This is a genomic window from Marinobacter antarcticus, assembly GCF_900142385.1.
Classification (GTDB): Bacteria; Pseudomonadota; Gammaproteobacteria; order Pseudomonadales; family Oleiphilaceae; genus Marinobacter; species Marinobacter antarcticus.
The window spans coordinates 403,134-425,106 of record NZ_FRAQ01000001.1; the positions used below are offsets into that span (position 1 = coordinate 403,134).

23 protein-coding genes are annotated in these 21,973 nt (G+C 55.5%); 10 read left to right on the forward strand and 13 right to left on the reverse strand.

The annotated features are described in order from the left end of the window. Positions 1-21 precede the first annotated feature (21 nt). Positions 22-894, reverse strand: coding sequence for a carboxylate/amino acid/amine transporter (locus BUA49_RS01915; RefSeq protein ID WP_072795101.1), 873 nt, complete (start codon positions 892-894; stop codon positions 22-24). 172 nt (positions 895-1,066) lie between these two features. Here BUA49_RS01915 and BUA49_RS01920 point away from each other — a divergent pair, with 172 nt between their 5' ends. Continuing rightward, on the forward strand, positions 1,067-2,455 hold the full coding sequence (locus BUA49_RS01920) for an MATE family efflux transporter (protein ID WP_072795102.1): 1,389 nt from the start codon (positions 1,067-1,069) through the stop codon (positions 2,453-2,455). On the opposite strand, the gene BUA49_RS01925 is transcribed toward BUA49_RS01920, so the two are convergent. Further along, a complete protein-coding gene (locus BUA49_RS01925) occupies positions 2,452-3,480 on the reverse strand; it encodes a GGDEF domain-containing protein (protein WP_072795103.1) in 1,029 nt (342 codons plus the stop codon). The genes BUA49_RS01920 and BUA49_RS01925 overlap by 4 nt on opposite strands. A 226-nt stretch (positions 3,481-3,706) precedes the next feature. Here BUA49_RS01925 and BUA49_RS01930 point away from each other — a divergent pair, with 226 nt between their 5' ends. Then, positions 3,707-4,837, forward strand: coding sequence for an HD-GYP domain-containing protein (locus BUA49_RS01930; RefSeq protein ID WP_072795104.1), 1,131 nt, complete (start codon positions 3,707-3,709; stop codon positions 4,835-4,837). A gap of 31 nt (positions 4,838-4,868) precedes the next feature. On the opposite strand, the gene fghA is transcribed toward BUA49_RS01930, so the two are convergent. Both fghA and BUA49_RS01940 read right to left on the reverse strand, forming a co-directional pair. Continuing rightward, positions 4,869-5,714, reverse strand: coding sequence for an S-formylglutathione hydrolase (gene fghA / locus BUA49_RS01935; protein WP_072795105.1), 846 nt, complete (start codon positions 5,712-5,714; stop codon positions 4,869-4,871). A 65-nt stretch (positions 5,715-5,779) separates the two neighbouring features. Further along, positions 5,780-6,211 (reverse strand): CBS domain-containing protein, encoded by a 432-nt coding sequence (locus BUA49_RS01940; RefSeq protein ID WP_072795106.1) that lies wholly within the window; start codon positions 6,209-6,211, stop codon positions 5,780-5,782. Between the two features lie 204 nt (positions 6,212-6,415). Between BUA49_RS01940 and BUA49_RS01945 the strand changes: the two genes are divergently transcribed. Then, entirely contained in the window at positions 6,416-7,777 is a 1,362-nt protein-coding gene (locus tag BUA49_RS01945; protein WP_072795107.1) for an alanine/glycine:cation symporter family protein, read from the forward strand. Positions 7,778-7,969: 192 nt separating this feature from the next. After that, positions 7,970-8,623 carry a peroxiredoxin gene (locus BUA49_RS01950; protein ID WP_072795108.1) on the forward strand — a complete coding sequence of 218 codons (654 nt, stop codon included), beginning with the start codon at positions 7,970-7,972 and terminating at the stop codon, positions 8,621-8,623. Positions 8,624-8,701: 78 nt separating this feature from the next. Here the strand turns inward: BUA49_RS01950 and BUA49_RS01955 are convergent, their stop codons facing one another. The 5 genes from BUA49_RS01955 to BUA49_RS01975 form a co-directional block, all read right to left on the reverse strand. Continuing rightward, a complete protein-coding gene (locus BUA49_RS01955; RefSeq protein WP_072795109.1) occupies positions 8,702-9,484 on the reverse strand; it encodes a MetQ/NlpA family ABC transporter substrate-binding protein in 783 nt (260 codons plus the stop codon). Between the two features lie 58 nt (positions 9,485-9,542). Further along, positions 9,543-10,208 (reverse strand): methionine ABC transporter permease, encoded by a 666-nt coding sequence (locus tag BUA49_RS01960; protein ID WP_072795110.1) that lies wholly within the window; start codon positions 10,206-10,208, stop codon positions 9,543-9,545. Beyond that, a complete protein-coding gene (locus tag BUA49_RS01965; RefSeq protein WP_072795111.1) occupies positions 10,208-11,215 on the reverse strand; it encodes a methionine ABC transporter ATP-binding protein in 1,008 nt (335 codons plus the stop codon). The genes BUA49_RS01960 and BUA49_RS01965 overlap by 1 nt, the downstream gene beginning before the upstream one ends. Before the next feature lie 125 nt (positions 11,216-11,340). Next, positions 11,341-11,973 (reverse strand): hypothetical protein, encoded by a 633-nt coding sequence (locus tag BUA49_RS01970; protein WP_072795112.1) that lies wholly within the window; start codon positions 11,971-11,973, stop codon positions 11,341-11,343. 121 nt (positions 11,974-12,094) lie between these two features. Then, a complete protein-coding gene (locus BUA49_RS01975; RefSeq protein WP_175547540.1) occupies positions 12,095-13,597 on the reverse strand; it encodes an amidase in 1,503 nt (500 codons plus the stop codon). A gap of 52 nt (positions 13,598-13,649) precedes the next feature. Between BUA49_RS01975 and BUA49_RS01980 the strand changes: the two genes are divergently transcribed. Both BUA49_RS01980 and BUA49_RS01985 read left to right on the forward strand, forming a co-directional pair. Further along, entirely contained in the window at positions 13,650-14,789 is a 1,140-nt protein-coding gene (locus BUA49_RS01980) for a transglycosylase SLT domain-containing protein (protein WP_072795114.1), read from the forward strand. Next, on the forward strand, positions 14,780-15,547 hold the full coding sequence (locus BUA49_RS01985) for a sulfite exporter TauE/SafE family protein (RefSeq protein ID WP_072795115.1): 768 nt from the start codon (positions 14,780-14,782) through the stop codon (positions 15,545-15,547). The genes BUA49_RS01980 and BUA49_RS01985 overlap by 10 nt, the downstream gene beginning before the upstream one ends. 30 nt (positions 15,548-15,577) lie before the next feature. Here the strand turns inward: BUA49_RS01985 and BUA49_RS01990 are convergent, their stop codons facing one another. Further along, on the reverse strand, positions 15,578-16,078 hold the full coding sequence (locus tag BUA49_RS01990) for a hypothetical protein (protein WP_072795116.1): 501 nt from the start codon (positions 16,076-16,078) through the stop codon (positions 15,578-15,580). A 243-nt stretch (positions 16,079-16,321) separates the two neighbouring features. Here BUA49_RS01990 and BUA49_RS01995 point away from each other — a divergent pair, with 243 nt between their 5' ends. The 3 genes from BUA49_RS01995 to BUA49_RS02005 all read left to right on the forward strand — a co-directional run bounded on the left by BUA49_RS01995 (position 16,322) and on the right by BUA49_RS02005 (position 19,184). Continuing rightward, positions 16,322-16,840: an Hcp family type VI secretion system effector gene (locus BUA49_RS01995; protein ID WP_072795117.1), complete on the forward strand. Its 519-nt coding sequence runs from the start codon at positions 16,322-16,324 to the stop codon at positions 16,838-16,840. 184 nt (positions 16,841-17,024) lie between these two features. Then, positions 17,025-17,723: a hypothetical protein gene (locus BUA49_RS02000; protein ID WP_072795118.1), complete on the forward strand. Its 699-nt coding sequence runs from the start codon at positions 17,025-17,027 to the stop codon at positions 17,721-17,723. Between the two features lie 63 nt (positions 17,724-17,786). Continuing rightward, entirely contained in the window at positions 17,787-19,184 is a 1,398-nt protein-coding gene (locus tag BUA49_RS02005) for a WS/DGAT/MGAT family O-acyltransferase (RefSeq protein ID WP_072795119.1), read from the forward strand. Here BUA49_RS02005 and BUA49_RS02010 read toward each other — a convergent pair. The 3 genes from BUA49_RS02010 to BUA49_RS02020 all read right to left on the reverse strand — a co-directional run bounded on the left by BUA49_RS02010 (position 19,177) and on the right by BUA49_RS02020 (position 21,310). Continuing rightward, complete coding sequence (locus BUA49_RS02010; RefSeq protein ID WP_072795120.1) at positions 19,177-19,584, reverse strand: NINE protein; 408 nt, start codon at positions 19,582-19,584, stop codon at positions 19,177-19,179. The genes BUA49_RS02005 and BUA49_RS02010 overlap by 8 nt on opposite strands. Before the next feature lie 91 nt (positions 19,585-19,675). Next, the gene (locus tag BUA49_RS02015) at positions 19,676-20,464 is read right to left on the reverse strand and encodes a class II glutamine amidotransferase (protein ID WP_072795121.1); all 789 of its coding nucleotides are present in this window, start codon (positions 20,462-20,464) and stop codon (positions 19,676-19,678) included. Between the two features lie 30 nt (positions 20,465-20,494). Next, entirely contained in the window at positions 20,495-21,310 is an 816-nt protein-coding gene (locus BUA49_RS02020; protein WP_072795122.1) for an SDR family NAD(P)-dependent oxidoreductase, read from the reverse strand. 204 nt (positions 21,311-21,514) lie between these two features. On the opposite strand from BUA49_RS02020, the gene BUA49_RS02025 reads away from it, so the two are divergent. Next, positions 21,515-21,973 (forward strand): NfeD family protein, encoded by a 459-nt coding sequence (locus BUA49_RS02025; protein WP_072795123.1) that lies wholly within the window; start codon positions 21,515-21,517, stop codon positions 21,971-21,973.

The following is a 21,973-nucleotide window of genomic DNA, read 5'->3' on the forward strand; positions in this document are numbered from 1 at the left end:
TCCTGATGCAGGTGCCGTGGATTACAAAGCCCCGGCCAGCCGGGCACGGGGGTGAAGGCGGGCGTTCACCCAGAGTGAAAACGCTATAACGACGCCACCTACGGCAAGCCTTAACAGATCTGCATCCCGATTCCAGATCAGCAGGTTTACCAGCAATCCGGCCGGCACCAATACGTTATTCATGATGGCAAGTGTACCTGCATCCACCCGGCAGGCACCGCGGTTCCACAGGAACAGACCGAGGCCGGAAGCCGCCAGCCCCAGCCACGCCAGAATGCCCCATTGCAGAGCGGTTGTGGGGAGGCGTTCAGCGTTGCCGAACACCATGAACGAGGGCAACGCGATAATCAGCGCACCGATAAAGAAATAGCCGAAGGTGCGGTATGCCGGAATATCAACCGGATAGCGCTGCATAACATGCTTGTAGCCCACCTGTCCCGCTGCAAAGGTGAAGTTCGCAACCTGCAGCAACAGAAAGCCGGTGATGAAATCCTCACTCAGGCCGTCATAGCGGATTATGCCGGCACCAAATGTCGCTATTGCGGCCGCAACCAGGGCAACCGGTGAAAACCGGCGGGACAGGGCATCGTCAATCAGGGTTACGTAAAGCGGCGTGAATATGGTGAACAGCAGCACTTCCGGTACCGTCAGATAGCTGAACGATCGGTAAAGGCATAGGTAGGTGATACCGAATTGCAACATACCGGTCGCCAAAACACCCAACCGGAGCCGTCCAGGCACTCCGCGCCAACGAGTAAACGGTAAAAAAATCAACGTCGCCAGTAACACTCGACTGAGCACTGCAAAATAGCTGTCTACCTGGCCGGCGAGAAACTCACCAATCAGGCTGAATGAAAAAGCCCAGAGGACCGTTACGAAAACCAGGAGTCCCATAATGACTGCCATCCGTATGAATTGGGCGTGTACTTTAACGGGTTTTAAAGCAGGTTTCAGCGTCTTTACGTGGCAACCCCCTATGACGCGCCCTCCCACAATCGGGTAGCATGTTCCGCCCGCAAATCAGCTTTGGATACCTATTGGCTCCAGCCCTTCGGATCAGCACCTTATGGATGAAACCCACCAGCCACTGCCGGAAGTACGTAAGCCTCTCTTCTCACGGACACTGATCGAATGGAAGACTCTGGCGATACTTGGCGGGCCGATTCTGATTGCCCAGATAGCCCAGATGGCCAACGGCGTTATCGACACGGTAATGGCCGGCCACGCGAGCGCTGAAGATCTGGCCGGTGTGGGTATCGGCAGCAGCCTCTGGATGCCTTTATTTTTGTTCTTTATGGGTATGCTTGGGGCACTGCAACCGATTATTTCCGGTTATAACGGCGCACGCACGCGGGAAAAAATAATGCCGGCGACCTGGCAGGGCATATACATCGCCGGTGCTGGCTCAATCATCATGATTCTGTTGCTCACCAACGTACATCCGGTTCTGGAAGGACTGAAACTCGAAGCCAATACCGCACGCATCACCCAGGGCTACCTGAACGCTTTTGCCTGGGGCATTCCAGCTCTCCTTCTGATGACTGCACTCCGTGGCCTGACCGACGGTTTGGGACACACCCGTGTCATTATGGCGTTCTCGGTACTGAGCACGCTGATCAACCTGCCGCTCAATTATATGTTCATTTACGGCAAGCTCGGGCTGCCTGCCATGGGCGGCATCGGCTGTGGCTGGGCAACCTCTGTTTCTAACGGGGTCGCCGCCATTGCGCTGCTGGTCTATCTGAGCCGAAGCCGGCTCTACAAACAATTCCATCTGATTGCAGATTGGACAAAACCTAATGCAGCCCTGATTCGCTATGTTCTCAGTATTGGCATGCCCATCGGGTTCACTATTTTTGTGGAAGCCAGCATGTTCTCGGTGATCGCGCTGTTTCTTGCGCCTCTCGGTCCTGTTGTAGTGGCCGGGCATCAGATTGCATTGAACGTGGTGTCCCTGCTGTTCATGCTGCCGCTAAGCATCGGTATGGCTCTTACACTGAGAGTCAGCTTTCTTATCGGAGCGGGAGCGCCGGATACAGCCCGTTTGATTTCCCGCAGCTCACTGATTCTTGCCGCCGCCACAGCGCTGGCGTTCGCCATTCTCCTGTTTGTTTTCTCACAGGGTATCTCAGCGCTCTACACCAGCGATGCCGATGTTCAGGCGGTTACCGTAAGATTGTTGGTGTTTGCGGCTATTTTCCAGGTGGCGGATGTCATCCAGGTTACCTGCATCAGCGCGCTGAGAGGCTACAAAGATACTGGCATCCCCATGCTGATCATGTTGTTCTCATTCTGGGGTGTGGGGTTACCGCTGGGCTATGCTCTGACGTTTACCGATCTGCTTGCTCCCGCTATGGGCGCTGCAGGGTTCTGGGTGGGACTGACCGGAGGTTTGGCATCCGCCAGTGTATTACTGGGATGGAGGCTGTTCCGCTATCGCCCGAAAACCAGCTAGCCGGCTAGCTCGGGGCTGCCAACAGACACGTCCGCGTCAGCCGCTGACATGTTATCCGAAAATACGACCCGGTCACGACCGGTCTCCTTCGCCTCGTAAAGAGCCGTATCCGCCCGCTCCAGCCAGCTCTCTATGCTTTCGCCAGGTCCGAGCAGCGCTACTCCGAACGATGCGCTGATTGCACCTCCCGGGTGCCTCATCTTTTTCCGCATAATATGCTGAAGGTTATTCATTACCGCTGTCAGGCCCGCTCCATCAACCCCGGGCAACAAGAGTACAAACTCCTCGCCACCGTAGCGGAAAAGCTGATCTGATTTACGCGTACTTTGCTGAATCAGCGTCACCAGATCAACAAGAACGACGTCTCCCACTCCATGACCGTACTCATCGTTGACCTTCTTGAAGTGATCAATATCCAGCATCACCAGGGCATAAGACAAACCGCTACGCTCAGCATGGGCTCCCGCCAGATTGAGCTCCTCGTCCATGGATCGGCGGTTTTTCACGCCAGTCAGAGGATCAATAGTCGCCAAATGCTCCAGGCGCTCGCGCTGATTGTCGGTTCGATGAGCAAACGCAAAGGCCGTTGCGCTGACCACCAGAGCGGTTGCTGTGAACGTCCACATCTGCACATCGGATTGAAAAACATCGCCCAGGGCCGTCATGGCAGCAATCGACACAAGATTGAGAAAGGTGGCAATGCGGGGGCTAACCAGAAAGAAAGCGGTCACAAGGCAGGGATAAAGCCAGAACAAACCTACCTCCCCAACCACCGCAGCTACCGCGACTGCCCCAGAGCAGGCGATGACGGCGAGCACCATCCCGCTACGACGCGTATCGCCGGTTATCCAGGCATAAGCCATTACGCCACAGATACTCAGCAGAATAGAGGTATCTATGGATCCGGCGACAAAATTACCCTGCAAAAAACGCATGATCGCAAACGGGGTAATTCCCAGTAACGCACTGGCACCCAAAAGAGTAATAATCGATAATCGAAAATCTGTTCTGAGACGCTTCAGCATATTGGTGACCTTCGTGCCAAGCAGAACTTACTCCTCAAGCATAATCCAGTAAGGTGCAATAAACGCTGGACCCTACGTTTTTTAACAAAATGACCTTAAAGAGTCATAAAAAAACAGGTTTTCGCTGAATTTGCTCTTCCGGCGGGTAGCTCTGGCAAATCAATTACCTTTACTATAGTCACAACTGTGCTCAAACCATACATACTTTACAGGAATCAAAGGGATTTTGAGTGAACTCGTTCGAATAGCTCCCGGCGCATTAACCATAGGCCGCCCGCTGCCATGGGACGTGTATGACGCCGACGGCAACGTACTTCTATGTCAGGGCTTTGTGATACAGACCGATTCACAGCTCGATCAGCTTTTTGAGCGTGGCCTTTTCAAACCACGGGTTATTGAGGTGCCTCAGGAAGACGACGAGGCGTCCGGGGATGAAGCGGAATGTAACCCGTTCGCCCGTTACCCGGATTATCTTCAGGCGCTTGAAAAAGCTCTGGCGGCGATCGCCGCTGGTGAGCCAGACGCCCGCAAACACCTTCAGGATCTGGCGCACGCTCTGGAGCAGGCTTGTATCAAAGCGCCGGATTCCAGCTTGGCACTCATTCACCTATACTCCGTCGGGCCTACCATCCACGAACAGATCATTTTTTACGCCATACTCTGCCAGCTGATCGCCCGACAATTCGGGCTCGATGAGCAGCGTATCCCGATACTGACAGAAGCCGCTCTAAGTGCAAATCTCGCCCTGGTGCCAGTTGCAGACAAGCTCAACGCATTCAACAAAGTGCTGAGCACCGAACAGCGAAGCGTTATACGCAAGCACCCGCAACGGAGTATCCGCGCCCTGAAAGCTGTGGGTATCGATAACGACCTGTTGTTTACCATCATTGCGCAGCACCACGAGCAGGGAGACGGCAGCGGTTATCCGGATGGCCTGAGCGGTGCAGACATCCGGCCCGAAGCGGAAATCCTCGCACTCGCCGAGCGCTACGTCGCCATGATCACAAAACGCGCTTATCGCAAGCGGATGAACGTAACAGCCGCACGCAAACTGATAGCCAACCTGGCAGATGGCAACTTCCGGCCAGCCCTTCCCAAAGCCCTGCTCCAGATTCTGGGCGAATACCCGCCAGGAACCTTGGTGCGATTGGAAAACAACGAAGTTTGCGTTATAACCGGCAGGCCAGTGCGCGCCCGCGGGCCTTTTGTGCAGGTTGTCTTCGATTCTTCGGGCAACAGCTGCGACACCCGCCAGGAACGTGATACCAGCGTGCCAGAGTTCAATATCCAGGCACTGGAAGAGCCGGACATCATGCCATCCATGAGTTTCAGCCGGATCTGGGGCTTCCCGGACTGATCGGACCCGCCCCGGAAATCCGGTGAATCGCTCAGCTCAGGCCCAAAGCCGCGGCATGGTGGTTCAAGTGATCATCAATAAACGAAGCGATAAAAAAGTAGCTGTGGTCGTAGCCACTGCGCATACGCAGGTTGATGGGATGACTGTGTTGCACGCAAGCCTCCACCAGCGCTTCAGGATTGAGCTGGCTTTCAAGGAAATCATCCGCCGTACCCTGGTCTATCAGCAGAGGCAGTCGTTCATCTGCTTCCGGGATCAGCAGTGTGGCATCCCATTCTTCCCAGCCTGCCGGGTTGTCACCAAGATAACCCTTGAATGCCTTCTCTCCCCATGGGCATTTGGTGGGGTGAGCAATGGGAGCAAATGCCGAAACGGAGACATAGCGGCCCGGATTGCGGAGTGCGCATATCAGTGCGCCATGGCCACCCATTGAGTGCCCGCTGATACTGCGTTTTCCGGTAAGCGCTAGCTCACTTTCAACCAGCTGTGAAAGCTCCTTCACCACGTAGTCGTGCATGCGGTAGTGAGGCGCCCAAGGCTGCTGCGTGGCATTGATGTAAAACCCTGCTCCACTTCCGAAATCATAGCTGTCATCTTCACCCGGCAGGTTAACGCCGCGAGGGCTAGTATCCGGGCAAATAATCGCCATGCCCAGCTCCGCTGCCTTTTTCTGGGCACCAGCCTTCTGCATGAAGTTCTGATCATTGCAGGTCAGCCCGGACAACCACCAGAGCGCCGGTACTTTTTGCGGATCCGGCCCTACCGCAATCGGAGGCAGGTACACTGCAAATTCCATCGTGCACTCAAGCGTGGCTGATGTGTGGCGATAGCGGCGGTGCTCCCCGTCAAAACTGACGTTGGTGGATAAGAGTTCCATAGTGTCCTCTGTAGAATACCGATTGAGAATGCGGCTTGAGAGTATGGCTTGAGAGTACAGCTTGGTCAGTCGTCGGCGCCCCTGTGCTTCGAAAGCTCAATCCCGCAACCCATGCGGGCCAATTCGGCCAGCACAGCCGTGCGCGTGACGATGCCGATGAGTTTTCCATGTTCCACTACAGGATACACTTTCGGCTTGCCAGAGCCGAGCTTCTGGGCAAGGTCGACAATCGCAGTGCCGGGTGAAATCGACAAAGGCTCACGAAACATGACATCGTCCACAACCGGATCACCCTCACAGTGATAATTGCTCACCAGCAGCGCGTGGATACAATCCTGTTCAGAAACAAAACCAAGCAAATGCCGGTTCGCATCGACCACCGGCAGCCCGGAAATATGATTCTCCAGCAGCGCCTTGACCACTTCGGTCAGCGGCGTCCCGCACCGGACAGGCTCAATATGATTGGACATGACATCGGAAACTCTGAGCGCACACATGGGTAGCTCCTCGCATTTCTGGTTGATCCGGCAGCATTGATCAGGCCTGACCCCTGTCCTGTAAACATAGGCAATAGGCGCCGAATCCTCCAATTATCACGAACTGCCGGTTTACACATGCCAATATCTGACTAAACTCAGCCAGTTATAACCCTTGCGGGTACAATCACAACATCAAACCATGGCACACACAAGGGGATCCCCGTGGAAGCGATTGAAAACATGCTTGGTGCAATCAACGGGCTGGTCTGGGGGCCTCCCATGCTGGTGCTTATTCTTGGTGTGGGGCTGTTTTTAAGTCTCGGCCTGAAGCTGATGCCCATTCTCAAGCTCGGCGCCGGCTTTCGACTGATGTGGAATGGCCGCAGCGCCACGGGTGCTGAATCGGATGGTGAAATCCCCCCGTTTCAGGCGCTGATGACCGCCCTTTCGGCAACCGTAGGGACAGGGAACATTGCAGGTGTTGCGACGGCGGTTTTCCTCGGCGGGCCGGGCGCCCTGTTCTGGATGTGGCTGACGGCCCTGGTGGGCATGGCCACCAAGTTCTCCGAAGCGGTACTCGCGGTGCGCTTCCGTGAAGTAGATGAGCGTGGCTCCTATGTCGGCGGGCCCATGTATTACATTCGTAACGGTCTTGGCAAAAAATGGGCCTGGCTGGGCGTACTGTTTGCCATTTTCGCAGCCATCGCCGGGTTTGGCATCGGCAATACTGTGCAAGCCAACTCGGTCGCAGACGTAATGGAGACAACATTCGGTCTGCCACACTGGATCAGCGGCATTATTCTGATGGTACTGGTGGGCATGGTTCTGATTGGCGGTATCCGCCGCATCGGGCAGGTAGCCAGCGCGCTCGTTCCTCTTATGGCGCTGTCGTATCTGATTGCGGGCCTGGTTGTCCTGGCCATTAATTACGCCGACATCCCTGCCGCATTTGCCCTGATCTTCGAGCATGCCTTCAGCCCCATCGCTGCAGAAGGCGGCTTTGCCGGTGCAGCAGTCTGGGCTGCTATCCGTTTTGGTGTTGCCCGAGGCGTCTTTTCCAACGAGGCCGGCTTGGGCTCTGCACCTATCGCCCACGCTGCTGCACAAACCAAGAACCCGATTAATCAAGGTCTGGTGGCCATGCTGGGCACCTTTATCGACACCATCATCATCTGTACGATCACCGGTCTGGTCATCATCACCTCTGGTGCATGGACATCCGGCGAATCTGGCGCGGCACTCACTTCAATGGCTTTCGCTCAGGCACTCCCGGGCGTTGGTGATTATGTGGTGGCCATTGCTCTGGCTGTTTTTGCCTTTACCACCTTGCTTGGCTGGTCGTTCTACGGTGAGCGTAGCATCGAGTTTCTGTTCGGGGTGAAAGCCATAGTGCCTTACAGGGTCGCCTGGATCCTTGCTATCCCCATTGGGGCAACAGTAAACCTGGGCCTGGTCTGGCTGGTAGCCGACACTTTGAACGCCATGATGGCTCTGCCGAATCTGATCGCCCTTCTGTTGCTCAGCCCTGTGGTGTTCAGGCTGACCAAAGAGCATTTTGAGCAAGAAAAGGCCGTGGGGCTGTGATGGAGCTCTGCTAAAACAACCATCATAGCAACTGCGCAATGGGCCAGTGCCGGCTGAGGTGAATCAACTGGCCCTTGCAATACCGTCATCCGGCACCAATGATTCTCGTATACACTCAACAAATGATCCCGGCAGCCTACCTGTCGGAATCTCGAATAACGCTATCACAAGCAGCATCGAAGGAGAGCGAATATGAGTTTACGTCTAGGCGATACCGCACCGGATTTTGAACAGGACTCCAGTGAAGGCAGGATTTCCTTCCACAAATGGTTAGGCAATGGGTGGGGCGTGCTGTTCTCTCACCCAGCAGACTTTACGCCAGTGTGCACAACTGAGCTTGGCCTGACTGCAAAGCTAAAAGACCAGTTTGCCCAGCGCAACGTTAAAGCCATCGCGTTGAGCGTAGATCCCGTTGACTCCCACCATGAGTGGATCAAGGACATCAACGAAACCCAGGGCTGCGCGGTGAATTTCCCGATCATTGCCGACCACGACGGCAAGGTCGCTGAGCTGTACGACATGATTCACCCCAACGCAGACAGCACGCTCACCGTGCGTTCGCTGTTCGTGATCGATCCGAACAAAAAAGTTCGCCTGATGATCACTTACCCGGCCAGCACCGGCCGTAACTTCAACGAAGTTCTGCGGGTGATCGATTCTCTACAGCTGACCGACGAACACAAAGTCGCCACCCCGGGCAACTGGGAACGCGGCGGAGACGTGGTGATCGTGCCCTCGCTTCAGGATGAGGAAGAAATCAAGAAGCGCTTCCCGAAGGGCTACAAGAAGGTGAAGTCCTACCTGCGGATGACACCGGACCCGACAGCCAACTGGAGCGGTGACTGATTATCAGCGCCAACTCGTGAAGCAAAAAAAGGCCGGGCAGCGTAAGCTGCCCGGCCTTTTTTATGGCTTTCGTTCTGATCAGAACGCAGGAACCACGGCACCTTTGTACTTTTCCTTGATAAAGTCACGGACTTCATCCGATTTCAGCGCCTTCGCCAGCTTCTGCATGGCGTCACTGTCCTTGTTATCAGGGCGCGCCACCAGAATGTTCACATACGGAGAGTCGGAACCTTCAATAATCAACGCGTCTTCCGTCGGGTTCAGGCCCGCTTCGAGCGCGTAGTTGGTGTTGATCAGCGCTACATCCACTTGATCAAGAATTCGTGGCAGCGTCGCAGCTTCCAACTCTTTGAAGTCGATATTTTTGGGGTTATCGGCAATATCACGCGGAGTTGCTGTGATCTTGCTGCCTTCTTTCAGTGTGATCAGTCCAGCTTTCTGAAGCAGAAGCAACGCCCGACCACCGTTGGTAGGATCGTTCGGAATGGCAATGACTGCGCCTTCTTTCAGATCATCCAGAGAATCAATCTTGTTGGAGTAGGCACCAAACGGCTCAACGTGAATACCGGCAACGGTCACGAGACTGGTACCCCGGCCGTCATTGAACTCATCCAGGTACGGCTGGTGCTGGAAGAAGTTGGCATCCATACGCTTCTGGTCCACCTGAACGTTCGGCTGGATATAGTCGGTAAACACCTTCACATCCAACTCTACGCCCTGTTCGGCCAGCTTCGGCTTCACAAACTCCAGAAGTTCGGCATGGGGCACCGGCGTTGCTGCTACGGACAGCTTCTCAGCGGACACAGCGGCAGAAAAAACAGAGACGGCAGCCAGTGCTACCAGGGTTTTCTTGAAGTTCATAAATGCACTCTCCTGTTAACTGAAAATTACTTTGATATCAGGCCTACTCGAACTAAAACTACTTCCGGCTAAAATATAAAACCAGGCGATCGCCGACCATCTGCAGAATCTGCACAAAAATCACCAGCAAGGCCACGGTAATCACCATCACGTCAGTCTGAAACCGCTGGTAGCCAAAACGTATCGCCAGGTCACCCAGGCCACCGCCGCCAATAACGCCAGACATGGCCGCATAAGAGACCAGCGTAATCGCCGTAACCGTAATGCCGGCGATGATGCCCGGAAGTGCCTCTGGCAACAAGGCACCGAAAACGATCTGCCGCACGCTGGCCCCCATAGCTTGGGTTGCCTCGATGATGCCCCGATCAACTTCCCGCAGAGACGTTTCAACCAGCCGGGCAAAGAATGGCGCTCCGCCAGCCACGAGCGGCGGAATGGCGCCCGCTACGCCCAGAGACGTGCCGATCAGCATTACAGTAAACGGTATCATCACAATCAGCAGAATAATGAACGGCACCGAGCGCAGCACGTTCACCACAAACGACAGCACGGCGTATGCCAACGGTTGTGCCAACAACTGGCGCTTACCGGTCAGGAACAGCAACACACCGATAGGCAAGCCAGCCAGAACACTGAACAGCAGCGACATAGCCACCATCACGAGGGTGTCCCAGCTCGCTATGCCAATCTCAGGCCAGTCCACGTTACTCAGTAAAGCTTCCATCAGCGCACCACCTCCACGTGAACATCGGCCGCTTCCAGAGCGCTCATGGCAACCTCCAGATCACCACCTACCAAAGACAGGGTCAACTGCCCGTAGGGCGTGTCTTTGATGTGATCAATACGGCCCGACAGAATGCTGAAATCCACTCCCGAGGCACGTGCAACGCTGCCCAATAATGGCTGATAGGTGGACTCACCCTTAAACGTCAGGCGCAGGATACGGCCCTTGGCCTTTTGCAGGTCTTCCTGCCGCTCCTGGCTGTCGACGCTTTCACTCTCGAGCACAAAATCCCGGGTGGTGGGGTGTTTCGGATGCAGGAATACATCACTCACTGCGCCCATTTCTACCACGCGCCCACCATCCATCACCGCAACCCGGTCACACACCCGGCGCACCACGTCCATCTCATGGGTAATGAGTACGATAGTGAGACCCAATTCCTTATTAATCTCTGCCAGCAACCTGAGCACCGACTGAGTCGTTTGCGGATCCAGGGCGCTGGTGGCTTCATCACACAGAAGAATCGTAGGCCTGCAGGCCAGCGCCCGGGCAATGCCCACACGCTGCTTCTGACCACCGGATAGCTGGGAGGGATACTTGTCGGCCTGATCCGTGAGGCTGACGCGAGCCAGCAACTCCTGCACACGGTTCCGGATTTCCGCTTTGGAATAGATGCCCGCCAGCTTCATCGGGAAGGCGATGTTGTCCGAAACAGTTTTTGACGAAAGCAGGTTGAAGTGCTGGAAGATCATGCCGACTTTACGGCGGAAGGCGCGTAGCTCAGAAGCGCTGTAACGGGTAATATTTTCGTTATCAATCAGGATATCACCGCCGGTCGGTGGTTCCAGAAGGTTGATCAGGCGCACCAGGGTGGATTTTCCCGCCCCGGAATGCCCGACAATACCGAACACCTCGCCGGTTTCAATAGTCATATCAGTTGGGTACAGCGCGGGGATCGCCCGGCCGCCTACCTGATACGACTTCTGTACCTGGTTAAATACAATCACGGTCAGCGCCTTGTGGGTGCAGGATTAAAGCCGGCGATTATAGACTATTCGCATGCCAAACCCGAATCCGGGTTTTCCCTACACCCAGCATCCCGCCATGCTGGTTCGCTACAGGCACAATGCCCTCAGTGCAGCGCTCGCAGTTGCCGTGGATACAGCGCAGCACTTACTTCAGGCTCTTCCAGAAGGTCGGCCAGCTCAAGGTCAATATCGCTTTCTTCACCGTGCTCCGGTAGTGGCTCAAACAGTGTGCTGAGCCAGGATGCAATCGAAGGTTCTTCATCACGCCTGTAGTCCGTAGACAAGGCTTTAATGCGGCGAAAGCCTATGATGCGCTGATGCTTCGGATCCCGGATCTGTTCAAATCCACGCCAGTAAACGTGATCCCGGGTATGGAGCTGGACAAACAAAGTGTCTATCGGCTCATTCGGCTCGTCTTCGGCGCTGTCTGAAGACGCTTCCAGACTGTCTGCAGAAGCTTCAGGGCCGTCATCTTCAACAGCCTCCTTCTTTTTATGACGGATGGTTGTCCAGGCGGGATAGAGAACCGCCACAGCGTCCGCTTCTACATGCTCGCGGGCAGCACGGAGGATCAACCCCCAGCGCGCCTTGTCGGCATCGGTTTCAAGTGAGTTGATGGGCAAGTCATAGCTTTGTTCGCTGGCCAGAACAATCGCCATCATCGGGGCGTCAAGCTCCCCCATGGCTTCTGCCTGTGCTACGGATACCAGTTCATCGATTGCCATCGGTTGGTTCATAATACGCTCGACTCCTCGATGCCATCAGGATGTATTAGGAAGAAGGTCTCCCTGATACACAGCATAGCCTGTTAAGCATACAAAGATAAACGTGGGCTTACGGCCAACGGATCACAACTCTTCATCCGCTCGCGGCCGGAAATGCATTGTCGAGGCGCTCGTAATAATCAAACCAGGGGGCTGCTTCTTCAAGCTGCGCAGCCAGTTGTAGCAATACGTCCTCACCACCATGAGGTGCGCCCAGCTGTACACCAACCGGCAGCCCTGCTGCTGTCCAGTGCATGGGCACCGACATGGCCGGCGTTCCCGTGAGGTTGGCAAGCTGAGTAAAGGGCGTTCGGGCAAGGCTCTCCATCGCCATCTGATCTACCTGACCGCTACGGTGCACCATTTTCCCGGCTTTGAACGTCAGCATCAACTTTGCCGCCAGCTTCAGGTGAGCCGGTGTCTCCAACTCCCCGATACGGGCTGGCAACTGGCCGGTGGTCGGGCAGAGGTAGAGGTCGTATCCCCCGAAAAATGCTCCCAGTGCCCGGGCGAACTCATTCCACTGCTGACGACGAAGCACGTAATCTGACAGCGGCATGGTATTACCCAACATACCAATCAGACGGGTATCCAGCTCAAAATCGCTGTCTGTTGCACCAAGCTGGCCTTTGGCTTTCGCCATCATGGCGGATACTTCACCAAAATAGAGGCCAAGGTAGCAGCGTGCCAGCGCCATGCCATCGAACTCCGGCCGGGCATACTCAACTTTGTGCCCCAGGTTTTCCAGAATCCGAGCTGTTTCCTCAACCGCCGCAACGCACTCGGGAGCTACCTCGGTGTCATAAGGAGACGATGTGAATACGCCGATTTTCAGGCTGCCAGACGATTTCTGCATCAGATCAGCATAGGCGGACTCGGGCGCGGGGATGACAAACGGATCGCCGGAGGCAGCGCCGCTGAGCACATCCAGCATGGCAGCACTGTCGCGTACGGTGCGGGTCACCACATGATCCGAAGAGGCGCCGGTCCAGGATTCGCCCATCAGGGGCCCGCTTGAGATGCGACCGCGAGACGGCTTGAGTCCAAACAGCCCGTTGTAGGCTGCGGGGATGCGGATTGAACCACCACCATCGTTAGCGCCGGCCATGGGCACGATACCGGCGGCGGCTGCAGCACCAGAGCCACCGCTTGAGCCCCCGGGGGTGAGGTTGGTGTTCCAGGGATTGCGCGATGCCCCCCACAGCTCGGATTCCGTGATCGCCTTGAGGCCGAATTCCGGTGTTGCTGTCCGCCCCAGAAATACCAGCCCACCCTCGCGGGCACGGCGCACAAACTCTGAATCCTGTGACGCAATATTGTTTTTAAAACCGCGGCTGCCGTAGGTACAGGGTCGACCAGCCTGTTCCTGCGCCAGATCCTTGAGCAACAAAGGAACACCGGCGAACACACCTTGCTCAGGGAAATCCTGGGCCAGAGCTTCGGAGAACTGGGGAAAGCAGATCGCGTTAAGGGAACCATTCACAGAGGTTGCCCGTTCCACTGCAGCCTCGCATACTTCCCGGGAGGTCACTTCGCCACGGCGTATGAGATCAGCCAGCGCGGTGGCGTCGTAACGAAGATACTCAGATTGCTTCATAATGGCGTCCATTTGTTATTGTGGTGCCCGGAATACCACGGACACATCGTTTATGAACTCAAGATTCGCAAGCTTACGACAGGTTGTTCTGATTTTCATCCTGACCGCTCTGGCACAGGTGCCAGCGCTGGCGGAAGAGAACCAGGCAGAAGACGAAAGCACTGACACCGCTGGTTGGACAGCCATCGTGAGGAACTCGCCTTACTGGGTCAGCCAGGGCGTTTACACGAACATTCTCACCATTCGTCGCTGGGTACTGAAGGAGTCAGGCTACTGTTCAAGCCCTGACCGCCACATTCTGTTCGACATGCGAGGCCAGTTTCTGGGCTGGATCAGCAACGGTTCCGACAGCGCAACAACCCAGAAGCGCCTGAACGATACTCGCCAGTCGATGCACGAAAAAGGGCTCACCGAAGAGTGGATTGCCGGCGACTCAGATACCAAGGGCTATCCGTTTGCCCTGGCGTGTGACCAGCCCCACGTAAATCTGGACCTTGCCGTTGGCCGTTACCTGGGCACACGGGCCAGCGATCGGGTATGGGGCGCCTGGGACGACCTCTCCTTTGCAACCCGCGAACAGCCCGGTTCACTTCACGATGCACTGATGTACATCGTTCAGCGCCGGAGCGAGCAAAACCGTTTTGCCCTGCCAGCGGTTTTGCCCAGATATCTGGCCGGACAAATCCTGATAGAAAGCGGAGGGCAGGCAAGAGCACACTCCCGTGCAAACGCCAAAGGCATTCTCCAGCTTTCACCTCCCGCACTGAAAGACTGCCAGATCAAACCGCAGAATTATTGGCACCGACTGGCGCAGATCGATTGCGCGCTGCGCCTGATGCATCAAAATGCCCGCAACCTCCAGCCCGTCTTCGACGAACGTTTTGGCCACCTGCCGGAAAGCAAACGCAATGAGCTGTTCGTGCTGTTGCTGGTTCAGGCATACCACGGTGGCGCAAGCCGCGTTCAGGCACTTCTTGATGACGAGACACTGGCAAAGCCAGCAGCATACTTTGCGTCAAACCACGAGAGCTTTACCGCTGGCGACATCGCGTTTGGCATAGTGTTTCACAACCTGGGCCGTGACAGACTGGGGCTGGCCTCACTGTATTACGTTGCCGATGTGCAACTGGCAACCGAAGCCCTGTGCCAAACGACAAAGCTTAAATCCGCTGAGTTCTGCGCGTGGAAGTAGCCCTGATTCCAGAAAGCCTGAGCCTGACGGTGGCGCTTTCCCTTCTCGGTAGCTCGGTTATTACGTCAATGATTACCGCCAGCCTGGGCGCTGGCGGAGGTGTTTTGCTGCTATTGCTGATGGCATCCTGGATGCCGGCAGCAGCGATCATCCCCGTACATGGCATGATTCAACTGGGCTCCAACGGTGGCCGGGCAATACTGACCTGGAAGCATATCGACTGGCGGGTTATCGCAGCTTTCGCACCCGGCGTTATCGCAGGTGCGGCAGCGGGAGCCTGGTTACTGGTAAGCCTGCCTGCCTATCTGTGGCAGCTGACCATCGCCGTATTCGTGCTCTATCTTTGCTGGGGCCCGGCACTACCCAAAGGTGCTTTCGGTCCTGCCGGGATATTTATCGCATCCACAGTAACCAGCTTTGTCAGTCTTTTTGTGGGCGCCACCGGCCCTCTGGTGGCTGCGTTCATAAAGCAGATTCATGTGGATCGGTTCCACACGGTTGCAACCTTTGCCACCGCGATGATTTTGCAGCATGCGCCCAAAGCCCTGGTGTTCGGCGTGACGGGTTTTGTTTTTGCAGATTGGCTGCTGTTTATTCTGGCCATGATTGCCTGCGGTTTTGCCGGCACCTGGATAGGCCTGCGCCTTCTGAACTCGCTCGATAACCGCTGGTTCAGCAAGGCGCTGAATATCGTTCTGACCATCCTCGCTCTGCGCTTGCTATGGCAGGCCAGCGCGGCGGCAAACTGGTGGTCCTGAGCTTCCCCTACTGTTGCTCTGCCGCAGGCATCACCACAACCCGGTTACGGCCGGCACAATGCCAATAGGCGCACCCTGGGCCAGTGACCGAAAAAACGCCTCCCGCTCGGCCAGAGAGCTCATCACCTCGTCACGCTCATCCACCACCATATTGAATATGTCAGCTACCTGACGAATTTCTGAGCCGCAGGTGCCTCTTACCGCATTGGTTCGCACGCCAAGATGGCGCTCATGCACCTGTTGCCCCAAGCCCTTTAACGGCGCCATCAGACGGCGGAAACGCCACATGGCAAGCGGAACAATCAGCACGATCACCGCCAGCAAAATCCAGAGAAACGCATCTTTAATGCGGGTGGCGGGCGCATTAGCTTCGTGGGCCGGCCAGACAGCTGCCACGAACCAGGGCACCTCAGCCATCTGCCACACCGACAGGATAATGCTTTCGCTTTCGCCATTGCGTGTCTTGGCAGTACCCTCAAAACCATTCATAGCTTCCTGGAGCATCGCGGTGGTAATGCTTACCGGCTGCATCACTTCACCAGTGCGAGCGGTAAGGCAGGGTGAACCCACATGCCCGAGCAAGTTTTCGCCCGATCAGCAACTCCTCGCCCAGCAGCTGGGCACAAGCTTGCCCACCACTCCAGGATAGTCTGAAATAAAACCTCTACTTACTGTTTTTAATGAATTTTTCGAACCTGGCGCGGGATTTGTCTATAACCAGTTGTCCAGGGATACCCAAGGACATTTATTCATTCAAACGTCACGGAGCAGACTATGCCAACTCCTTGTTATATCGCTATCGAAGGCCAGACCCAAGGCAACATCACCGCCGGTGCATTTACATCCGATTCCGTCGGTAACATCTACGTTGAAGGTCACGAAGACGAAGTGCTGGTTCAGGAATTCAGCCACGTTGTCACCGTTCCCACAGATCCCCAGTCCGGCCAGCCTTCCGGGCAGCGTGTACACAAACCATTCAAGTTCACATCCGCACTGAACAAAGCCACACCGCTGATGTACAACGCGCTGGCTTCCGGTGAAATGCTGCCGAAAGTTGAACTGAAGTGGTACCGCACTTCTGTCGAAGGTAAGCAGGAGCACTTCTTTTCCACCATCCTGGAAGATGCCACCATCATCGACATTAACTGCAACATGCCGCACTGTCAGGACACCGCAAGCGCTGACTTCACACAGCTCGTCACCGTTTCCCTGTCCTACCGCAAAGTAACCTGGGAGCACGCTGTTGCCGGTACTTCCGGCGCAGATGACTGGCGTTCGCCAATCGAGGCCTAAGAAACAGAGCCTCCAACAAAAAGGGTGCTGCAGCACCCTTTTTGTGTGTAAAAAGACGAGAAAGAAGCTGGCCGCGCTCCTGTAATAATCCACTCGTAAATAGTTTTTTTGATGCAAACATGGCATCGTTAAGCTTCAGATAGCGGTCTATCCTTGGCCTGTATTTACACTCCTCTGAGCCATCATGACAATACCCAGAACACATGCGCAGAATCTAGGCAGGCTGATGTGCGAGGTTACGCAAAGTATTCTCTGGCAACCTGCTGCAGACTGGATTCAAGAGCAGGCTTCCGGCAGCACACTGGTATGCCGCGTGGGCTCTGGTCAGGCCACATATCATCGCTTTGATCCGCAGTACAAACAGCACCAGATTACCTACGGACTTCGCATGATTCAGGCCAAACATCAGCCCGACACGGCCAGTGGCTGGCTCTCCAGCCGGGAGGTCCACAAGCGGGGTTATTTCGACGGTGAGCTGAGCACACTGAACTTGTTGGCGCATACCTGCTGTCACGAATTCGCACACCTCTTGCAACACAGTGCCGGCCAGAGATACCGCGGCTCGGTTCACAACCGGCACTTCTACACCATTCTTGATGAGTTGCATGAAAGCGGTGGTGCCAGCGCGGTGCGGCGAGCGCTTTCAGAGCGCACGGAACAATTCGGATTACCTCTACCTGATCAAGCTTTCAAAATGCCCGACACCCGCAAGCAGCAGGCTGACTGGAGTGTGGGAGAAACGATAAGCTTCAGTAACGGCCTGCGCGAATTTCAGGGTAAGGTCGTAAGAGTCAATCGCAAGACCTGCACCGTTGATGGCACCGGCAGGTCCCGGGGCATGCGTTACAGGGTGCCGATGCAAATGCTGAGGCGCGTGAGCTGAAAACGCTGCTACTCTCAATAGATGCACTAATAACAGGAAAACATCAATAACAAGGAATAGCCCGTGAAGCCACTCAGCCCCACCGACCAGCTTTTCCTCTGGCTGGAGAAGCGCCAGCAACCCATGCATGTGGGCGGGCTGCAGATTTTTTCGTTTCCCGACGATGCACCTGACGATTATGTGGCAAGGCTTGCTGAGCAGCTTCGAAAAGATACCGAAGTGACGGCGCCGTTTAACCGCCGGCTGGACAGCCGGCTGGCACAACCTGTCTGGGTGCAGGACAAGCATCTGGATCTGGAACATCACTTCCGCTTTGAAGCCCTGCCAACACCCGGTCGTATCCGGGAGCTGCTGGCATTTATTTCGGCCGAACATTCCCATCTGATGGATCGTGAAAGACCGCTGTGGGAGTTTCATCTCATAGAGGGGCTGGGCGAAAGACAGTTTGCGGTTTATATCAAGATCCACCACGCCCTGGTGGATGGTATTTCTGCAATGCGAATGTTTCAGAGAATGCTGTCCACCGACCCCTCAAAGCGCAATATGCCGCCCATCTGGGACTTATCGGCACGGCCACGGCGGGATGACGATAGCAGCGGCCCTTCACTATGGGGCAGTATTAGTCATTTGCTGGGAGAATCAGGAAAACAACTGGGCACTGTGCCAACCGTCGCACGGGAGTTGTTGCGCACCGCTAACACCGCCCGTAAAGACCCGGCCTACGACTCCATCTTCCACGCGCCGCGCAGCATTCTGAACCAGAAAATCACCGGTTCCCGGCGTTTTGCGGCCCAATCGTATTGTCTGAAACGGATAAAAGCGGTTTGTCATGCGTATGGCACCACCGTAAACGATGTGGTCACGGCCATGTGCGCCAGTGCTCTGCGCACCTACCTCATGAACCTGGATGCACTGCCGGAAAAGCCTTTGATCGCGATGGTGCCGGTATCTCTGCGCAAGTATGAACGTGCTACAAGCGAAAAAGCAGAGGGGAGCCAGCCAGAAGGCAATCAAGTGGGCGTTCTTCTGGCCAACCTGCATACGGATGAAAGCCACGCCGTCACACGGCTGAGGAAGATTCACCAGGGCATTCAGGAAGCGAAAGACCGCTACTCCCATATGTCACCTGCGGAAATCCTTAACTACACCGCTTTGACGCTGACACCGGCGGCATTTAATCTGCTGACCGGTATGGCTCCGAAGTGGCAGACATTCAATGTGGTGATTTCCAACGTGCCCGGGCCGAAAAAAACCTCTTACTGGAACGGCGCCAAGTTGGAGGGCATGTACCCCGTGTCCATCGCCATGGATCGTCTGGCCCTGAATATGACGCTGACCAGTTACAACGATCAGGTAGAGTTCGGACTGATTGGCTGCCGCCGGACACTTCCAAGCCTCCAGCGTATGCTGGATTACCTGGAAGATGGGCTGGTAGAGCTGGAGCAGGGCGCCGTTAGCTGAACTTCACTTCGCTGTTACGCTCCGAAATCTGGTCATTCAGTGTCCAGAAATCGTAAAGAACGCCAATCAGGAACAAGCCGCCGGTCAGCAGGTAGATAATCCCGGTTATCCACTTGCCCATATACAGTCGGTGTAACCCGAAAACGCCGGTAAAGGTCAGCAGCAACCAGCCAATGTTGTAGTTGACCTCACCCTCGCGGAACCGATTGTCCGCCTGTTCGTCCATGGAAGGGATGAGAAACAGGTCGATAATCCAGCCGATAAAAAATAGCCCGAATGTAAAGAACCAGATGGTTCCAGTGATCGGCTTGCCGTAATAAAAGCGATGGGCGCCAAGGAACCCAAAGATCCAGAGCAGATATCCAAACAACTTGCTGTGTGTATCCGGTCGGCTAATCATAACTACTCCGATGAAAATTATTAGTGCACTTTATATGGGGCTAAAATCTTAATTCCACAAGGCCTGCGAGTAGGGTGCCGGGGCGGAGAGATTACGCCGGCTCGCTCACCGCAATGCCTTTTGCCTCCACAAGACCCTTGTGCCATAGCCGCCATTCGCCGGGCTGGTAAATATCCCAATCCTCATCCGTGGTCAGCGGCTCGGTTACGATAACGCTGACAATATCGCCTGGCGTGGTTTCAGACTCGAAATCCACAATAACGTCCGCATCTTTCAACCGCGCCGGGCCGAAAGGTGCCCGGCGCGTAATGCTCGCCATTTTGGTGGTGCAGTAGGTGAACAGCCAGTCTCCATTGCTTAGCAAAAGGTTGAAAACACCCTGGCCCGCAAAAGCCTTTGAGCGCTGAACCAGGTGCTCTGTAATAACCTCCACAGCATCGTTGCGATCACAGCGGTGGCGCAAGTGGTTGAGGATATCGCAGAACAGCGCCTCGCTGTCTGTGCCGCCTACAGGCTCGTAAAACCCCGGCGATGGCTGGAATTCAGAAAGCTGTCCGTTATGGGCAAACACCCAGTAACGGCCCCAGAGCTCGCGCATAAACGGATGGGTATTGGCCAGGCAGATGTCACCCACATTGGCCTGGCGAATATGGCAGATCGCCACTTCGCTCTTTATAGGGTGAGTCTGAACCACTTCGGCAAGCCGTGAGTTGGCACTGGCATCCACATCGTGAAAAGTCCGCACGCCTTTACCCTCGTAAAAAGCCACGCCCCAGCCATCCTTGTGAGGGCCGGTATCACCGCCTCTGCGAGTCAGCCCGGTGAAGCTGAAGCAGAGGTCGGTTGGTGTATTGGCGCTCATGGCCAGTAGTTCACACATAAAACGAGGTGGCTCCTTGCCGTAACGGCATCAGCTATACAGGTTTTTACGGGAAAAGCGCTCTACCAGCGGCTGATACGCCGAACCCAGTAATCGGTTAATGGCGCTAATGCCCCAGGCATCCAGCCCCACGAGGATGCGGGATTCGTTCTTCAGAATGCCCTTTATAATGATCTCGGCCGCTTTGTCCGGCGTGGTCATCGCCAGTTTATCAAACCCTTTGCGCAGGGCCGCACCGTTTTCGGATGCGCTTGTGCGCGCCGAGTTGGCAATGTTGGTCTGGATGCCACCAGGGTGCACACAACTGACAGCAACCGGCTGTTTTTCGAGCTTCATTTCCTGGCGCAGGGATTCGGTGAACCCTCGAACGGCAAACTTCGCGGCGTTATAAGCGCTCTGTTTGGGCACGCCGATCAGGCCGAAAACACTGGAGATGTTCACCACATGGCCATCACCCGAGGCAATCAGATGGGGTAAAAAAGCCCGGGTGCCGTGAGCCACGCCCCAGAAATCGATGTCCATAATCCACTGGAAATCCTCATCGGACATTTCACTCACTGATGAAGACAAAGCAACACCGGCGTTGTTGATAATCAGGTTGGCCTGGCCAAAGTCCCGAACCACTTCAGCAGCATGGGCATAGATAGCGTCTCTGTCCGCCACATTCAGTACGTAGGTTTTAACGTCTGAGCCCTTCAGAGCCGCAGCCGTTTCAGCCAGCCCTTCTTCGTTAACATCCGACAGCGCCAGCCTGCAGCCGCGCACAGCCAGTGCTTTGGCGAGAGATCGCCCGATACCGGAACCCGCTCCGGTGATAACGGCCACTTTGTTTTTCAGGTCTTTCATGATCACAGGTCTCTTGTTGTGTGTTGTACTGCTTAAAGAAGATACTCTAACAAGTGTCCCTGAGCAGCATATGGCTATGGATATCTGTCTTGCACGACACCTGAGCCACTCTGACGCAGCCCTGGGTTTTGGGTACAATCCCCAATCTCCGGGGCAGCTTCGGCCTCACGGATCTCTTTAACCCTGAACCTGCGGATTTTCTGTATGGAATGGAGTATTACGCATTTCTGGCTGATTCTGGCCCTCGTGCTGGGCCTGGCGGAGCTGACATCCGGAGTGCTATTGCTGTTGGCGCTGGCTATCGCCGCCACTCTGACCTCGGTGTTGGCGTATATCGGCATGTCTTTCGAATGGCAGCTTGTTGGCATGGGCGTGTTCTCTGGCGCGCTGGTGCCCATCGCTGTTCGCTGGATCCGCCCGCGCTTTTCGCCCAAAGGCGTGGCGTACGGAACCACCGGCACGGGCGTCGAGCAGGGCCAGTGCTACCAAACACTGAAGCGGGATTTCGACGGTGCTACAGGCATCAAGGTCAACGGCGACTTTTATCGCCTGCGGGACGACACGACCGGAGCCACAGATTTTCCTGAAGGAACCGACGTTATTTTCACAAAATTCGACGGCACCACTGCCGTTGTTCAAGCCGTCACGCACAAGGAGCAGTAA

Bases quoted from the DNA above. Each gene is read 5' to 3' on its own strand.
- BUA49_RS01915 (WP_072795101.1), bottom strand. From the start codon at position 894: ATGGGACTCCTGGTTTTCGTAACGGTCCTCTGGGCTTTTTCATTCAGC.
- BUA49_RS01920 (WP_072795102.1), top strand. From the start codon at position 1,067: ATGGATGAAACCCACCAGCCACTGCCGGAAGTACGTAAGCCTCTCTTC.
- BUA49_RS01925 (WP_072795103.1), bottom strand. From the start codon at position 3,480: ATGCTGAAGCGTCTCAGAACAGATTTTCGATTATCGATTATTACTCTT.
- fghA (WP_072795105.1), bottom strand. From the start codon at position 5,714: ATGGAACTCTTATCCACCAACGTCAGTTTTGACGGGGAGCACCGCCGC.
- BUA49_RS01940 (WP_072795106.1), bottom strand. From the start codon at position 6,211: ATGTGTGCGCTCAGAGTTTCCGATGTCATGTCCAATCATATTGAGCCT.
- BUA49_RS01950 (WP_072795108.1), top strand. From the start codon at position 7,970: ATGAGTTTACGTCTAGGCGATACCGCACCGGATTTTGAACAGGACTCC.
- BUA49_RS01955 (WP_072795109.1), bottom strand. From the start codon at position 9,484: ATGAACTTCAAGAAAACCCTGGTAGCACTGGCTGCCGTCTCTGTTTTT.
- BUA49_RS01960 (WP_072795110.1), bottom strand. From the start codon at position 10,208: ATGGAAGCTTTACTGAGTAACGTGGACTGGCCTGAGATTGGCATAGCG.
- BUA49_RS01970 (WP_072795112.1), bottom strand. From the start codon at position 11,973: ATGAACCAACCGATGGCAATCGATGAACTGGTATCCGTAGCACAGGCA.
- BUA49_RS01975 (WP_175547540.1), bottom strand. From the start codon at position 13,597: ATGAAGCAATCTGAGTATCTTCGTTACGACGCCACCGCGCTGGCTGAT.
- BUA49_RS01980 (WP_072795114.1), top strand. From the start codon at position 13,650: ATGAACTCAAGATTCGCAAGCTTACGACAGGTTGTTCTGATTTTCATC.
- BUA49_RS01990 (WP_072795116.1), bottom strand. From the start codon at position 16,078: ATGCAGCCGGTAAGCATTACCACCGCGATGCTCCAGGAAGCTATGAAT.
- BUA49_RS01995 (WP_072795117.1), top strand. From the start codon at position 16,322: ATGCCAACTCCTTGTTATATCGCTATCGAAGGCCAGACCCAAGGCAAC.
- BUA49_RS02000 (WP_072795118.1), top strand. From the start codon at position 17,025: ATGACAATACCCAGAACACATGCGCAGAATCTAGGCAGGCTGATGTGC.
- BUA49_RS02010 (WP_072795120.1), bottom strand. From the start codon at position 19,584: ATGATTAGCCGACCGGATACACACAGCAAGTTGTTTGGATATCTGCTC.
- BUA49_RS02015 (WP_072795121.1), bottom strand. From the start codon at position 20,464: ATGTGTGAACTACTGGCCATGAGCGCCAATACACCAACCGACCTCTGC.
- BUA49_RS02020 (WP_072795122.1), bottom strand. From the start codon at position 21,310: ATGAAAGACCTGAAAAACAAAGTGGCCGTTATCACCGGAGCGGGTTCC.
- BUA49_RS02025 (WP_072795123.1), top strand. From the start codon at position 21,515: ATGGAATGGAGTATTACGCATTTCTGGCTGATTCTGGCCCTCGTGCTG.